12 protein-coding genes, 12 tRNA genes, 2 rRNA genes and 2 pseudogenes are annotated in these 14,926 nt (G+C 44.5%); 26 read left to right on the forward strand and 2 right to left on the reverse strand.

Annotation, left to right across the window (positions count from 1 at the left end; genetic code table 11):
• The 17 genes and pseudogenes from J2Z20_RS00005 to J2Z20_RS00085 form a co-directional block, all read left to right on the forward strand.
• A 23S ribosomal RNA gene (locus J2Z20_RS00005) occupies window positions 1-1,463 on the forward strand; the annotation flags it as partial.
• Window positions 1,464-1,606: 143 nt separating this feature from the next.
• Window positions 1,607-1,723 (forward strand): 5S ribosomal RNA (rrf, locus tag J2Z20_RS00010).
• A 5-nt stretch (window positions 1,724-1,728) separates the two neighbouring features.
• A tRNA-Asn gene (locus J2Z20_RS00015) sits at window positions 1,729-1,804 on the forward strand.
• A gap of 6 nt (window positions 1,805-1,810) precedes the next feature.
• Window positions 1,811-1,902: transfer RNA gene (locus J2Z20_RS00020), tRNA-Ser, on the forward strand.
• Between the two features lie 17 nt (window positions 1,903-1,919).
• A tRNA-Glu gene (locus tag J2Z20_RS00025) sits at window positions 1,920-1,994 on the forward strand.
• 10 nt (window positions 1,995-2,004) lie between these two features.
• A tRNA-Val gene (locus J2Z20_RS00030) sits at window positions 2,005-2,080 on the forward strand.
• Window positions 2,081-2,092: 12 nt separating this feature from the next.
• Window positions 2,093-2,169: transfer RNA gene (locus J2Z20_RS00035), tRNA-Met, on the forward strand.
• A 7-nt stretch (window positions 2,170-2,176) separates the two neighbouring features.
• Window positions 2,177-2,253 (forward strand) — tRNA-Asp (locus J2Z20_RS00040).
• A gap of 10 nt (window positions 2,254-2,263) precedes the next feature.
• Window positions 2,264-2,339, forward strand: a tRNA-Lys gene (locus J2Z20_RS00045).
• A 20-nt stretch (window positions 2,340-2,359) separates the two neighbouring features.
• Window positions 2,360-2,443: transfer RNA gene (locus tag J2Z20_RS00050), tRNA-Leu, on the forward strand.
• Between the two features lie 5 nt (window positions 2,444-2,448).
• A tRNA-Gly gene (locus J2Z20_RS00055) sits at window positions 2,449-2,523 on the forward strand.
• 6 nt (window positions 2,524-2,529) lie between these two features.
• Window positions 2,530-2,606 (forward strand) — tRNA-Arg (locus J2Z20_RS00060).
• A gap of 44 nt (window positions 2,607-2,650) precedes the next feature.
• Window positions 2,651-2,730, forward strand: a tRNA-Leu gene (locus J2Z20_RS00065).
• 31 nt (window positions 2,731-2,761) lie between these two features.
• Window positions 2,762-2,835, forward strand: a tRNA-Pro gene (locus J2Z20_RS00070).
• A gap of 112 nt (window positions 2,836-2,947) precedes the next feature.
• Window positions 2,948-3,634, forward strand: a complete 687-nt coding sequence (locus tag J2Z20_RS00075) for a BofC C-terminal domain-containing protein (RefSeq protein ID WP_209847099.1) — start codon at window positions 2,948-2,950, stop codon at window positions 3,632-3,634.
• A 93-nt stretch (window positions 3,635-3,727) separates the two neighbouring features.
• Window positions 3,728-4,506 (forward strand): annotated as a pseudogene (locus J2Z20_RS00080) (cation:proton antiporter); the annotation flags it as partial.
• A 698-nt stretch (window positions 4,507-5,204) separates the two neighbouring features.
• Window positions 5,205-5,528 carry a hypothetical protein gene (locus tag J2Z20_RS00085; protein ID WP_209844164.1) on the forward strand — a complete coding sequence of 108 codons (324 nt, stop codon included), beginning with the start codon at window positions 5,205-5,207 and terminating at the stop codon, window positions 5,526-5,528.
• A 49-nt stretch (window positions 5,529-5,577) separates the two neighbouring features.
• Here J2Z20_RS00085 and J2Z20_RS00090 read toward each other — a convergent pair whose 3' ends face one another.
• Complete coding sequence (locus J2Z20_RS00090) at window positions 5,578-5,766, reverse strand: hypothetical protein (RefSeq protein WP_209844166.1); 189 nt, start codon at window positions 5,764-5,766, stop codon at window positions 5,578-5,580.
• A 355-nt stretch (window positions 5,767-6,121) separates the two neighbouring features.
• Between J2Z20_RS00090 and J2Z20_RS00095 the strand changes: the two are divergent.
• The 8 genes and pseudogenes from J2Z20_RS00095 to yajC form a co-directional block, all read left to right on the forward strand.
• Window positions 6,122-6,508, forward strand: a pseudogene (locus J2Z20_RS00095) (cation:proton antiporter); the annotation flags it as partial.
• 113 nt (window positions 6,509-6,621) lie between these two features.
• The gene (gene ruvC, locus J2Z20_RS00100; protein ID WP_209844170.1) at window positions 6,622-7,125 is read left to right on the forward strand and encodes a crossover junction endodeoxyribonuclease RuvC; all 504 of its coding nucleotides are present in this window, start codon (window positions 6,622-6,624) and stop codon (window positions 7,123-7,125) included.
• Window positions 7,122-7,736: a Holliday junction branch migration protein RuvA gene (gene ruvA / locus J2Z20_RS00105; protein ID WP_209844172.1), complete on the forward strand. Its 615-nt coding sequence runs from the start codon at window positions 7,122-7,124 to the stop codon at window positions 7,734-7,736. Before ruvC ends, ruvA begins: the two co-directional genes overlap by 4 nt.
• A gap of 42 nt (window positions 7,737-7,778) precedes the next feature.
• Complete coding sequence (gene ruvB, locus J2Z20_RS00110) at window positions 7,779-8,786, forward strand: Holliday junction branch migration DNA helicase RuvB (protein WP_209847101.1); 1,008 nt, start codon at window positions 7,779-7,781, stop codon at window positions 8,784-8,786.
• A 64-nt stretch (window positions 8,787-8,850) separates the two neighbouring features.
• Window positions 8,851-10,977, forward strand: a complete 2,127-nt coding sequence (locus J2Z20_RS00115) for a SpoIID/LytB domain-containing protein (RefSeq protein WP_209844174.1) — start codon at window positions 8,851-8,853, stop codon at window positions 10,975-10,977.
• 5 nt (window positions 10,978-10,982) lie between these two features.
• A complete protein-coding gene (gene queA, locus J2Z20_RS00120; RefSeq protein WP_209844176.1) occupies window positions 10,983-12,011 on the forward strand; it encodes a tRNA preQ1(34) S-adenosylmethionine ribosyltransferase-isomerase QueA in 1,029 nt (342 codons plus the stop codon).
• 20 nt (window positions 12,012-12,031) lie between these two features.
• Window positions 12,032-13,171 carry a tRNA guanosine(34) transglycosylase Tgt gene (tgt, locus tag J2Z20_RS00125; RefSeq protein ID WP_209844178.1) on the forward strand — a complete coding sequence of 380 codons (1,140 nt, stop codon included), beginning with the start codon at window positions 12,032-12,034 and terminating at the stop codon, window positions 13,169-13,171.
• 23 nt (window positions 13,172-13,194) lie between these two features.
• Window positions 13,195-13,497 (forward strand): preprotein translocase subunit YajC, encoded by a 303-nt coding sequence (gene yajC / locus J2Z20_RS00130; RefSeq protein ID WP_209844180.1) that lies wholly within the window; start codon window positions 13,195-13,197, stop codon window positions 13,495-13,497.
• Between the two features lie 62 nt (window positions 13,498-13,559).
• On the opposite strand, the gene J2Z20_RS00135 is transcribed toward yajC, so the two are convergent.
• Window positions 13,560-13,949, reverse strand: coding sequence for a TIGR04086 family membrane protein (locus J2Z20_RS00135; protein WP_209844181.1), 390 nt, complete (start codon window positions 13,947-13,949; stop codon window positions 13,560-13,562).
• 269 nt (window positions 13,950-14,218) lie between these two features.
• Here J2Z20_RS00135 and J2Z20_RS00140 point away from each other — a divergent pair, with 269 nt between their 5' ends.
• Window positions 14,219-14,926: a DUF421 domain-containing protein gene (locus J2Z20_RS00140; protein ID WP_209847104.1), complete on the forward strand. Its 708-nt coding sequence runs from the start codon at window positions 14,219-14,221 to the stop codon at window positions 14,924-14,926.

Below are 14,926 nucleotides of genomic sequence, written 5' to 3' on the forward strand. Positions count from 1 at the left end.
TAGCGATGGGGTGACGCAGCAGGGTAGTGACGCGGACTGATGGATGTCCGTCTAAGCAGTGAGGCTGATGTGTAGGCAAATCCGCACATCGATAAGGCTAGGCTGTGATGGGGAGGGAAAATTAGAGTACCGAAGGTCATGATCTCACACTGCCGAGAAAAGCCTCTAGTGAGGAGAAGGTGCCCGTACCGCAAACCGACACAGGTAGGCGAGAAGAGAATTCTAAGGCGCGCGGAAGAACTCTCGTTAAGGAACTCGGCAAAATGACCCCGTAACTTCGGGAGAAGGGGTGCCTCGGTAGGGTGAATAGCCCGAGGGGGCCGCAGTGAAAAGGCCCAAGCGACTGTTTAGCAAAAACACAGGTCTGTGCGAAGCCGCAAGGCGAAGTATACGGGCTGACGCCTGCCCGGTGCTGGAAGGTTAAGGGGAGTGGTTAGCCGCAAGGCGAAGCTATGAACCGAAGCCCCAGTAAACGGCGGCCGTAACTATAACGGTCCTAAGGTAGCGAAATTCCTTGTCAGGTAAATTCTGACCCGCACGAATGGCGTAACGACTTGGGCGCTGTCTCAACGAGAGATCCGGTGAAATTTTAATACCTGTGAAGATGCAGGTTACCCGCGACAAGACGGAAAGACCCCATGGAGCTTTACTGCAGCTTGATATTGGACTTTGGTACGATCTGTACAGGATAGGTGGGAGCCTAGGAAGCATGAGCGCCAGCTTGTGTGGAGGCGACGTTGGGATACCACCCTGATCGTATCGGAGTTCTAACCTAGGACCGTGAACCGGTTCGGGGACAGTGTCAGGTGGGCAGTTTGACTGGGGCGGTCGCCTCCTAAAGAGTAACGGAGGCGCCCAAAGGTTCCCTCAGAATGGTTGGAAATCATTCGAAGAGTGCAAAGGCAAAAGGGAGCTTGACTGCGAGACCCACAAGTCGAGCAGGGACGAAAGTCGGGCTTAGTGATCCGGTGGTACCGCATGGAAGGGCCATCGCTCAACGGATAAAAGCTACCCTGGGGATAACAGGCTTATCTCCCCCAAGAGTCCACATCGACGGGGAGGTTTGGCACCTCGATGTCGGCTCATCGCATCCTGGGGCTGAAGTAGGTCCCAAGGGTTGGGCTGTTCGCCCATTAAAGCGGTACGCGAGCTGGGTTCAGAACGTCGTGAGACAGTTCGGTCCCTATCTGTCGTGGGCGTAGGAAATTTGAGAGGAGCTGTCCTTAGTACGAGAGGACCGGGATGGACGCACCGCTGGTGTACCAGTTGTTCCGCCAGGAGCACAGCTGGGTAGCTAAGTGCGGAAGGGATAAGCGCTGAAAGCATCTAAGCGTGAAGCCCACCTCAAGATGAGATTTCCCAGTATGTAAGACCCCTTGAAGACGACGAGGTTGATAGGTTGGAGGTGGAAGTGCAGCAATGCATGGAGCTGACCAATACTAATCGGTCGAGGGCTTATCCTAATAGAATGAAACGCAAATTCACATTTCGGTACTAGTTTTCAGGGATTGAAACCTGAAGATATGATTTTAAGCTGCATGCCTTTTATAAGGGCGGATAGTATGCTGAAGCGAAAGCGTGGCAGAATAGCAGCGCAAAAATCCTGTTTGGTGACAATGGCGGAGGGGTTCCACGCGTACCCATACCGAACACGACCGTTAAGCCCTCCAGCGCCGATGGTACTTGGACCGAAGGGTCCTGGGAGAGTAGGACGTTGCCAAGCGATGTTCCCTGATAGCTCAGTTGGTAGAGCACTCGACTGTTAATCGAGTTGTCACAGGTTCGAGTCCTGTTCGGGGAGCCATTTCACGGAGAGGTGTCCGAGTTGGCCGAAGGAGCACGATTGGAAATCGTGTAGGCGTCAAAAGCGTCTCGAGGGTTCGAATCCCTCTCTCTCCGCCAGCCAGGATACGTATTATGGCCCGTTGGTCAAGGGGTTAAGACACCTCCCTTTCACGGAGGTAACAGGGGTTCGAATCCCCTACGGGTCACCATTATACATAAGGAGACTTAGCTCAGCTGGGAGAGCATCTGCCTTACAAGCAGAGGGTCGGGGGTTCGATCCCCTCAGTCTCCACCATAAGATTACTAACGCGGGGTGGAGCAGCTCGGTAGCTCGTCGGGCTCATAACCCGAAGGCCGCAGGTTCAAATCCTGCCCCCGCAACCAAACATGTGGAACCGTGGTGTAGAGGCCTAACATGCCTGCCTGTCACGCAGGAGATCGCGGGTTCGAATCCCGTCGGTTCCGCCATTTCTTGTAAGAGCCATTAGCTCAGTTGGTAGAGCACCTGACTTTTAATCAGGGTGTCGAAGGTTCGAGTCCTTCATGGCTCACCATTTTCAAATTAAAATATCGTGCGCGTGTGGCGGAATTGGCAGACGCACTAGACTTAGGATCTAGCGTCTTTGACGTGGGGGTTCAAGTCCCTCCACGCGCACCATATTTGCGGACGTGGCTCAGCGGTAGAGCATCGCCTTGCCAAGGCGAGGGTCGCGGGTTCGATTCCCGTCGTCCGCTCCATCATATGTGCCCTTAGCTCAGCTGGATAGAGCGTTTGACTACGAATCAAAAGGTCGGGAGTTCGAATCTCTCAGGGCACGCCATTATTACTTTAATGGCATGTGCGATAATCACATACTTTTATTATGCCGGTGTGGCGGAATTGGCAGACGCGCGCGACTCAAAATCGTGAGGGAAACCGTGGGGGTTCGAGTCCCTTCACCGGCATTTTATTTTTATAATTACAAAACCATTTCATCGGGACGTAGCTCAGCTTGGTAGAGCACCTGGTTTGGGACCAGGGGGTCGCATGTTCAAATCGTGTCGTCCCGATTTAGTTAAAAGTCATGAGTGATCTTCATCACTCATGACTTTTTTTGTATAAATTCATACACCCTCGTCCAAAATAAGAAAAAAGAAGGATAGAAGGGGATTTTACGTGAAAATGTTCAGGTTGAAGAAACAGCTCAAAAAACGTTTCAAACGTTGGAGACGTTCACTATGGACATTCGCCGCATGTGGAATGATTGCACTGCTTGCATGGATGGGTCTGCCCTTATCAGATAAAATACAAAGCTTAATGACTTCAACTGAGCCCATCGCATTAGAAGTATTATCAAATCCAGATACGAGTGAAGTTTCAAGCCAAACCATGCCGAATCATTTGACTCAGTTGCTTAAGTCATCCAAGCAATCCCGAACGGTTCACCTCAAAACCATTTATGTATGCGGTGAAGAAACCGTAACATTAGGAAAGTTTAAAGCCGATGAGATTTTAAAAATGTCTCGTGATCATTCGGATTGGAGCGGTAAATTGGATGAGCAAGGAGAAGTATGGTTCGTTCATCAAATCAATGACTTGTCGGACAATTGCAAAAAACAAGCTTATTTCAGTATTGATAAAAATGGGAACTTGACGTTATTTGAAGGGCCGCCGCAAAAAGAAAAGGTGATGCGCACGTTTTTTCAACTTGACGTAGGTTCAATGGAAACATCACTTCCTGAAGGTGTGCTAGATCAGCTTGAGCAAGGGATTCGTATTCAAGACATAGATGAATATAATAGTGTACTTTCAACATTCAGCGACTATGCGGTTGAAGTATCAGAAAAGGTAATGAAACCAGGATACTAAGGTTACGTATTAAAGGTAGAATGAGACGCGCATACGTCTCTTTTTTTTATATTACAGTAAGGAGATGGGCGAAGAGAGGAGAGAAAAATAATTATGGAATTTGTTCTGCAACTATTGCTTATTCTAGCGGGGACTAAAATTGCAGGTGATTTAGCAGTTCGCGTTGGTCAGCCGGCGGTACTTGGAAAGCTCTTGTAGGAATTATACTCGGACCGGCTGTACTGGGGTGGATTACTAGTGATCATCTGTTGTCACAGCTTTCACAAATTGGCGTATTTCTCCTCATGTTTATTACCGGATTGGAAACGGATGTAGAGCAGCTTCGGCAAAATTGGAAATCTTCATTAGCAGTAGCCTTAGGAGGCATCATATTGCCTTTCATAGGCGGTTATGGGGCGGCTTTAGCATTTGGGCTGTCATTTAATCAATCGATATTTTTCGGCTTACTATTATGCGCGACATCTGTCAGTATTTCCGTTCAGACGCTAAAGGAAATGAATCAACTGAGCATCCGCGAAGGTACAACGATTTTAGGCGCAGCCGTCATTGATGACATCGTTGTCGTCGTACTTCTTGCTGTCATGATGAGTTTTTTAGGTGCAGGGACTGATGCTTCCATTGGACTCGTCATCGGGAAAAAAGTACTCTTTTTTGCCATCATTTGGCTTGCTGGTTGGCTCTTAGTACCTCGGATTATGAAGTGGCTCTCACCATTACAGGTAACGGAAGCAGTGATTAGTGCCGCACTTATAATATGTTTTCTCTTTGTTTATTTTGCTGAATATATGGGTGTAGCAGGCATTATTGGCTCATTTGCTGCGGGGATTGCTATTTCTCAAACACGCTTTAAGCACGAAGTTGAAGAGATGGTTTAGCCCATATAACGCAAAAAGAACCCTATTGGTCGGTGGGGTTCTTTTTGTTTCGGTGAAAGATTATGCCGCTCGGCTCTTTTTAAGGATATAAATTAACAACTCAAATATACCTCTCCCGTGGTGCTTCCGTCAACACACGGTTATTTGCGCAAACTCCGTCAGCGACGGGATCGAGAGCAATTAAGCTTAGTCCTTGATATGGAGCAGGAGGCCAAGGGGGATGGCGACATGACTGGCAGATCATCTTCTTCAGAGGCTCCATGTCAAGGAAAGTTGGTTCTCGGATCTCCTAAACGGAGAAGACCGCTCAAATTGAGCGGTCTTCTTTTTTGTGATGAATTGTATAAGTTTTAGGGGTCGCAAAGGACCAGTGTTGGTTTTTAAGTTTTTATCTGCAGTTATCATTGTATTTGTTTAGGAAATAAATTCAACCCAGTGTTTAAGGGTTTTATTCAGGGTTTTCCTCTCGTAGCTTAAAATACTAATTTCACTATTAATCGGATTAAATTTAAGCTCCAATAGTTGTAGCTCCCCTACTATCAATAAATATAACGCACATGTATATTCCCAGCTATTAAGATTTGGATAATAAGGGTTGTTTTTTTGAAATGAAGTATCTCTTTATATAGTACAGGATTCAAATGAGGCTGCATTTTTGAATCTTGATATTACTACACAAAGGGAGTTGTTTTAGTATGCCAGAAGCAGTATGTACTTATTATGCCGGTAACCATCGGATATATGCTCAAGGTTTTGCGTTTTTATGCGATGAAAATTACAATCGTATCTACTGGGATGGAGATGTAGGTCTCTATAAATGCAAGTGTGGAGATAGATTCTTGTGTGAAGGCTCTCCAGAAGCAGGAACAATTATTGGTAAATATGCTACAGAGGGGGCCATTCTTGGAGCAGCCACTGTTTCAGGGGTTGGGGTTTTACGAATTAATAGCAAACTTATTTATGAAACAACAGCTCGTTCCCTCCCTGGCTTCACCTTTTATCCAGGAAATCCAAATTAATTTTCTATCCATAGAACCAAGGCTGTCGAAATTTCGACAGCCTTCTTTTTTATTTGAGTAACTTAAATACCACAATAATTACAGCAATAACTCCAACCATAATTAGTAAATTGGTGATGTCTCTCCATAAACCAGAGGGACCTTCAGAATGTAACTTTTTTTGATTTACATCGAAATTTGCCTTCGATCCTTGAGGATCGGCTAAGTGCGAAAAGGGTTTGTTGTTATCGTCATACATGTTTTAGCCCTCCTTAAAAGCATTTACAGTGCCTGAACAGTAATTATAACACAAAAAAATTTAGCATATTCCAAAATAGTTAATTTTTATAATATCCAAATTTCTCATTATTTCCTCAATTGTTTATTCAATCAAAAAAGTATACTATAATAAGAACATTTGTTCCTATTATAGTTGTTATATTCTACTATTGGTTCTCTTTATATAACAGAGAGGTGAAGATATGCTCAAAAAAACTCAAAAAAAACCACTGCTCTCAAAAAATGGAATTGGAAAAGAATTTTGTGAGCTATGCCTCTTAGCGATCCTAATCTACATAAAGCGTTCTTAAAACTAACATGCAGAGAGCGCAATGTTAGAACCGATCGCTTACGCTATTTTTGTTCCAATTTTCTTTGTAAGTATTGGACTTGGAGTTACATTTGATGGCGTTGGTTCTCAAATTGGGTTCATCGTCATCGTTGCGATCGTCGCGATTGTTACGAAGTTGCTTGGCTCTGGACTGGGTGCTCGATTTACTGGATTTAATACGCGTTCTTCTCTTGGAATAGGTTCTGGCATGGTATCCAGAGGTGAAGTTGCGCTAATAATCGCATCTACAGGACTTACATCGGGACTGCTCGCAGAACAATATTTCACTTCAATTGTCATTGTCGTCATACTTACAACGCTTGTGACACCGCCCATGCTAAAACTTGTTTTTCAAACTGCTGATCAGAAGAAAATGAAGACCAATCAATGATAAGTCACCTAACGGACAATGAAATATATAAAGTTCTTAACTCTCTCCCTGTAAAGTTTGTTATAATGAAGTGAATACATATGTTCGCTTTGTTATGTAGGGGAGAGATTTTTTTGCGTATTTTAGGAATTGACCCGGGGATCGCCATTGTTGGCTTTGGGTTTATTGATAAACACGGGAGTAAGTTAACGCCAGTACAGTACGGGTGTATTCAGACAGAGGCTCATACTCCAGAGGAAGAACGGCTTCTTTATGTTTATGAGGGCATCACTCAGCTCATTGATCAATATAAACCAGATGCAGTCGCATTTGAAAAGTTATTTTTTAATCGTAACGTAACAACAGCGATGAGCGTCTCTCAAGCGAGAGGTGTACTTGTGCTTGCAGCGGTACAAAAAGGACTGCAAGTTGCAGAGTATACTCCAATGCAAGTAAAGCAAGCCATTGTAGGCTATGGCAAGGCTGAGAAGCGTCAGGTTCAGGAGATGGTGAAAATGTATCTTCGCCTGCAGAAAATTCCTAAGCCGGATGATGTGGCCGATGCGCTTGCAGTTGCGATTTGTCATGCGCACTCCTATACACTAAATTCTAAATTAAATGAGGTATTGAAATCATGATTGATTTTTTGCGCGGTCAATTGGTTCATTATGAAGCTGAATATATTGTTCTTGACGTTAATGGGGTCGGCTACCGTGTATTTTGCCCAAACCCTTTTGTGTTTGCTAAAAATGAAGGAATCGTTACAGTGTATACCCATCATCATGTGAGGGAAGATGCTATTTTGCTCTTTGGATTCCCAACGAGAGAAGAGCAAAGGCTATTTCGCAAGCTGATTGACGTTTCGGGCATTGGCCCTCGTGTTGCGCTCGGCATATTAAGCGGCGGCACTCCTACAACGGTTGTGAACGCGATCTATCAAGAAAATATTACATTTCTTACGAAACTGCCGGGCATTGGGAAGAAGACTGCACAGCGGATGATTTTAGATTTGAAGGACAAGCTGGACGGCATTGGAGAGGCTGTATATCAAACAGGGCTCTTCGCAGAACCTTCTGCCATTGTCGAGAGCGGATCGGCATGGACTGAGGCCAGAGACGCTCTGAAAGCTCTTGGTTATACAGAGACGGAACTTGATAAAGTGTGGCATGAACTTAAGGGCAGTGTAAGTGCTGAAGACACTGTTGATATATTGATGAAGAAGGCGCTCAAGAGACTTTATGTTGGCTGATCGGTTCAGCATGCCTGCGATGAAAGGAAGTGATCAGAAATGATGGAAGACCGTATTATATCTGCGAATTTAATGATGGAAGATCAGGCAGTGGAGCTTAGCCTTCGTCCTCGATATTTAGCAGAATATATTGGACAGAATCAAGTAAAAGAAAATTTGAAAATATACATTGAAGCCGCTAAAATGCGCAATGAAGCGCTGGATCACGTACTTCTGTACGGCCCGCCGGGTCTAGGGAAAACGACACTTGCGAACATTATCGCAAATGAGCTGGGGGTTAATTTGCGGACGACATCCGGTCCGGCGATTGAACGTCCTGGGGATCTCGCTGCGCTGCTTACTAATTTGCAGGAAGGCGACGTGTTGTTTATTGATGAAATTCATCGTCTGCATCGTACGGTGGAGGAAGTGCTCTACCCGGCAATGGAGGATTTCGCGCTCGACATCATGATTGGCAAAGGGCCAAGCGCACGGTCAGTTCGTTTGGATTTGCCTCCGTTCACTCTTATCGGCGCAACGACTCGAGCTGGACTGTTGTCTGCCCCGCTTCGAGATCGTTTTGGTGTAGTTAGCCGATTGGAGTATTACTCTGTGGATGAACTAAGTTATATCGTCAGCCGCGGTGCAGATATTCTCGGTATTGAAATTGTAGGGGATGCTGCTGCAGAAATTGCACTTCGTTCACGGGGAACACCGCGGATTGCCAATCGCTTGCTTAAGCGTGTTCGAGATTATGCGCAAGTTCGAGGCGATGGACTCATTACGACTTCGATTGCTGAAGAAGCGCTTCGCATGCTGCAAATTGATATGAAAGGTCTGGATCAGATTGACTACAAAATGCTGCATGCGATGATCACTAGTTTTCGAGGCGGGCCTGTTGGTCTTGATACGATTGCAGCGACAATAGGGGAAGAAAGTCAAACAATTGAAGATGTATATGAGCCCTATTTGTTGCAAATAGGCTTTTTACAACGTACACCAAGAGGCAGAATGGTGACACCTGCAGCGTATCAGCATTTAGGCATACCGATGCCGCCTGATCGTAATTAGAAGGTGTGTTTGAATTAGGGAGTCACTCGTTGCTATCAATACTTTCGCAGGGGAGAGCACAGTAATGAACTTAAGAAACCTACATGATAAAAAGCGTACAAATCACTTGGTAGGGTCATATAGATGGGGAAAGGTGCTGCTTGCAGTAATACTGCTTATTGGCTGCTTGCAGCTGCCTGCATATGCCGATTCAGGAGTGCCTACTCTTGATCGTATTCGTGTCGCCATGTTTTTAGATTTGGGGAGTAAGTATAAGTCTACAACTGCTGCAGTTACGTTAAAATCTGCGGGGCAATGGTTTGCGGCATTAGGAAGTGAAGGGGGAGCCGGGGCTCGTCTCAGTTTTACAGCTGGACAAACTGCTCGGTTTAGTGTTGACAGCTATCGTGTCAAAGTGTTAGAAACGACGGATTGGATGACTGCAGCGAAAACAGCAGACAAATTGAAGGCTACAGCCGATAAACCAATTCTCTTCTCCGCTTCTCGAGGAGGACAGACGGTGTATCAGCTCTACACTGGGATGTATGCGACGGAACTAGCGGCACAAGATGCAGCTAGCCGTATTAAGACAAGTGTTGCTTCATATTTAGGCGGAGGACAGCCTGCGGTACGCGGCGGACTGCATTTGCAAGCAGGGATTTATAACTCAGAAGCAGAAGCGAGTGCAGCTATGAACAGCATTACGAGTGCTGGATTTGATGCATTCGTAGCAGTGGAGCCTATTGGAGGAGTATTGCAGTATGCCGTTTGGGTGGGTGAAGCTTCAAATGCAAATGATCTAAATGGAATAATGACCAGCTTAACTGCACAGGTGCCTGGGCTTAATGTGACAACCGTAGATCCGGCTCAAGCTGCACTGATTGAACGCCAAGATGTTAGTTTAGATTTAACAACTCCTCAACCTGTTAAACATTATATGGTTAGTGGTAATGGACAAAAATTAGTCATAACAGGGAATGATGATGGCATACAAGTCGTTGAACGTTCGGGACGTACATACCGAGGGGATTTTGAAATTAGCAGCTATAATGGTCAGCTGGCACTCGTGAATGAGTTGCCATTTGAACAATATTTGTATTCTGTTGTAGGCGGAGAAGCCTATAGTTCATGGCCGCAAGAAGCGCTCAAAGCTCAAGCGGTTGCAGCTCGAAGTTATGCTTTGTTTCAAGGAATGAAATTTGACATTGCGAACGTCGTCGACACGACTCTAAGTCAGGCTTATAACGGGATAGCGGCGGAACATCCGAGTGTAATTCAGGCTGTGGATGCTACCAAAGGCGAAGTGTTGATGAGCGATGGCAAGTTAGTCGAAACGATCTTCTCGTCGAACAGCGGCGGCTATACTGCAGATCCAAGCGAGGTATGGAATAACGGTGGATCTGTGTTCAGCAGTAAACAAAGCGATGCCGACCAATCAGCGTTGCAAAACACCTTAATGTGGTATTATGTTCTGCTAAGCAACGGTAAGACAGGCTATATTCGAGAGGACAACACTGTAGATGCAGGCATGACTGCAGCAGGGCTTCGTAAATTGACAGTAACTTCATCAGGAACGAATGTCCGTGTATTGCCATTGATTCAGTCTACTGTTGATCCAATTGCTAAATTGAATCCAGGCGATCAAGCAATCATATTAAATAAAGTTCCACAATCCGGAGATTATGCTTGGATTAGAGGGCCATTTACTTCAGACCAATTAGTTAAATCATTACAAGGCAAAACGACTACACCAGTACCCTCTTCAATTGCTAGTTTAGAAGTAACTCAGCGTGGACCTTCAGGTCGAGCGATTGAAATTAAAGCGAATGGCCAAGTTCTCGGTGTTAAGTATCCGGATATGTTTCGTTCAGCGTTCGGCAGCTTGCCTAGCACATTGTTTGATATTGTGCCGACAGGGAGCTATACTATACGAAGTGCAGAGGGGGCATCCAACTCGAAACAACCAGCGGGCACCGTAATTTTATCTGCTTCAGGTCAAACGACTTGGAATGGAGGCACTCTTGTCGTAATGAATGGTCAGAAAACGGCAAGAGCAGTTGACAGTTCGCAAGGCTTCGTATTCATCGGTAAAGGTAACGGACACGGCTTAGGCTTATCCCAATGGGGAGCTAAGGGGCTGGCAGATCAAGGGTATGATTACCAAATGATTTTGAAATACTACTATAATAATGTAGATATAGTTAAGGGATGACACAAATGAATGTAGATTTATATGATTTTCATTTACCAGAACATTTAATTGCACAAACACCGCTTAAAGAGCGTACAGCATCTAGACTGTTGACACTTAATAAAGCAGATGGAACGATAGGGCATCATACATTTGCAGATATCATAGACTATTTAAATCCCGGAGATACGCTTGTTTTAAATGATACGCGTGTTATTCCGGCTCGCCTATTCGGGGTAAAAGAGGATACTGGAGCGAAAGCCGAAGTACTCCTTCTTAAAAACATGGGCGAAGATCGCTGGGAAGCTTTGGTCAAGCCGGGCAAAAAGCTTAAAAAAGGCGCGGTTATCGTCTTTGGTGATGAGCTGAAGGCGGTTATTGAAGAAGAAGGCGAAATGGGAGCACGTATTATCCGATTTTCGTATAAAGGAATTTTTCAAGAAATCTTAGACAGGCTTGGCGAAATGCCTTTGCCTCCATATATCAAAGAGAAGCTTGATGATCGTGAACGGTATCAAACGGTGTATGCGAAGAACGAAGGATCAGCAGCTGCACCGACAGCAGGGCTTCATTTTACTACAGAACTGTTAGAGAAAATTAAAGCTAAGGGTGTCTCCATTGCATTTATTACTCTTCATGTAGGTCTTGGCACATTTAGACCGATGTCGGTTGACCGTGTCGAGGATCATGTCATGCATGAGGAATATTATTCGCTGAATGAAGAGACCGCGAAATTATTAAATGAGACAAAGGAACGCGGTGGAAGAGTTATCGCTGTAGGCACAACGTCAACGCGTACACTAGAGACCGTCGCTCAGAAATTTAAAGGCGGTCCTCTCCAAGCAAGCAGCGGGTGGACTAGTATTTTCATTTACCCAGGGTATCAATTTTTGATGGTAGATGGGCTTATTACGAACTTTCATCTGCCTAAGTCAACGCTTGTCATGCTTGTAAGTGCACTCGCAGGACGAGAAACAATATTGAAAGCATACCAAGAAGCTATCGATAAGGAGTATCGCTTCTTCAGCTTCGGGGATGCCATGTTTATTTATTAAGTGTTAAGGATGGTTAAACAATGACAGCGGCAATTAGATATGAACATATTAAGACATGCAAACAATCCGGGGCGCGGCTTGGACGTATTCATACGCCTCACGGAGTTATAGAAACACCGACATTTATGCCGGTCGGAACGCAAGCAACAGTGAAGACGATGAGTCCGGAAGAATTGAAACAAATGAACGCGCAAATTATTTTGAGCAATACGTATCATTTGTTCCTTCGTCCAGGTCACGATATTGTCGGTGAAGCGGGCGGTTTGCATCAATTTATGAACTGGGATCGTCCCATTTTGACGGATAGCGGCGGTTTTCAAGTGTTCAGTCTTAGCGAGATGCGTAAGATTACGGAAGAAGGGGTTCATTTCCGGTCCCATTTGAACGGAGACAAACTGTTCCTATCCCCTGAGGTAGCCATGGAAATTCAAAACGCACTTGGCTCAGATATTATGATGGCATTTGACGAATGTGCTCCTTATCCGGCAGAGCATAGTTATGTGAAGCAATCGCTTGAACGTACTACTCGCTGGGCGGAGCGATGTCTTGCAAGTCATGCTAGACCTCATGACCAAGGGTTGTTCGCCATCGTCCAAGGAGGCATGTACGAAGATCTCCGCAGACAGAGTGCGCGAGATTTGACTTCCATGGATTTCCCGGGTTATGCTATTGGTGGATTAAGTGTGGGCGAGCCTAAACATTTGATGTATGAGGTGCTCGACTATACAGTACCGTTGTTGCCTTCTGATAAACCTCGCTATTTAATGGGGGTTGGATCGCCTGATGCTCTCATTGAAGGTGCGATCCGCGGAATTGATATGTTCGATTGCGTGCTCCCAACTCGTATCGCGCGCAACGGCACAACGATGACGAGTCAAGGACGATTAGTTGTTCGCAATGCGAAATTTGCACGTGACTTTGGACCGCTTGATCCAGAGTGCAACTGCTACACTTGCCAGAACTATTCACGCGCTTACATAAGACATTTAATCAAAGCAGATGAAACGTTCGGATTAAGATTGACGACTTACCATAATCTTCATTTCCTCATTGAGCTCATGAGAAAAGTACGTGAAGCAATTATGGAGGACAGGCTGCTCGATTTCCGCGATGAATTCTTTGAGCAATATGGTCTTCATGATAATGAGAAAGGTTTTTAATTATTGAAAGGGGGGAATAGTGCATGTTTCAATTAGCAGCAGCGACATCAGGCAGCAGCAGCTGGACTGGTATCGTCTTGCCATTTGTATTGATGTTCGCAGTTTTTTATTTCTTGTTAATTCGTCCTCAGCAAAAGAAACAAAAAACGCGCACTGCGATGCTTAATGCCCTTAAAAAAGGGGATAAAATTGTAACGATCGGAGGTCTTCACGGGACAATCGTTGAATTGACTGACGATACGGTTGTTCTTAAAGTGAATGACGTTACTAAATTAACGTTTGACCGTAATTCTATTAGTCACGCAATCAGCACAGAGCAACAATAATTTAGAATTTAAACGAAAGAGAGCCTACTTTAAATAGGCTCTCTTTCGTTTAAGCATATCAATTATTTCCGAACATTCACACCAAAGATGCCGCCAAAAGCGCCAAGAGAAAAGGCTATACTAAGCATGAAAACATTAGACAATGATAATGAGGTGTCTAAAGCAAGAAAGCCAATAAGGATAACACATAATCCGTAAAGTAATCCAGTAAGACCGCCTTGTAACCAACCTTTATTTCCTGAACGCTTCCCTGATACGAAACCGCCTATAAATGAGGAAATGCTGTGAATGACATAGGTGTAGGCAGATAATTTCTGTTCTTCAAAGCTGCTTAGCCATAGCAAGAGTGACAAACAGAGCGCGCCAACGATCATCCAGACAAATGCGTACCATAGCCCTGCGAGAGTCGGATTTGAAATACGAATAGGGTTTTGGCGACGAATGAATTGCATGCGATGAACCTCCTTCTAAGTGCCCTTAAATTACTAACCATTGTATGGTCAAGCCGTTCAGGTTAGTACAAAATATAGACTGAAAAAAGGGAATATTTAATATAATAGACTTTTTTGGCATCTCTTCAGCTTTCATTGGGGATTATCGTTTTGTAGATTACCATTAATTAATTGATTTTCCTCTGTATGAGGCATAATAGTAAGGGTCAAAATAGCATTGCTAAATGTTACATTCGATTTCTAAAAAGGAGGCCGAAGTGACGTTGATGATGCATTTTTTGACCCTTATTTTTCGTACAATACTTATGTATTTTGTCATTTATTTAACGATGAGAGTGATGGGAAAACGTGAAATCGGTAAACTTTCAATATTCGATCTAGTTATTTCCATCATGATTGCAGAGATTGCGGTATTCGTACTTGAAGATATGAAGCGTCCCTTATATGACGGGCTTATTCCTATGCTTACGTTAGTCCTTGTTCAAATCTTGATCGCCTACATGTCCTTGAAGAGCCGAGAAATTAGATTGCTGTTTGAGGGTAAACCGAGTATTTTAGTATCGAGAGGCCGCTTGAACCGAAGTGAAATGCGCAGGCAGCGTTATAATTTGGACGATTTGATGATGCAGCTTCGTACGAAAAATTTAGATAGTGTCGCAGATGTAGAGTTTGCCATTTTAGAAACAAGCGGGCAGCTTACCATTATTCCAAAAGATCCACAAAACCGACAACAAGAATATCAATCGTCCCAACCCGAACATTTGAGAATCGACTCTAGCAAAATAAAGTATGAATCTCTTCCATTGCCGCTTATTATGGACGGGAAGGTGCAGGATGCGAACTTACAACAAATTAAGAAGACGAGATTTTGGCTTAAGAACCAAATCCATGCACAAGGAATAAAAGATTTCAAAGACGTCTTTCTATGCTCCATCGACCATAAAGGTAAGTTGTACATTGATTCCAAGCACCCGTAA

The organism is Paenibacillus sediminis (assembly GCF_017873765.1).
Lineage (GTDB): Bacteria > Bacillota > Bacilli > Paenibacillales > Paenibacillaceae > Paenibacillus_AG > Paenibacillus_AG sediminis.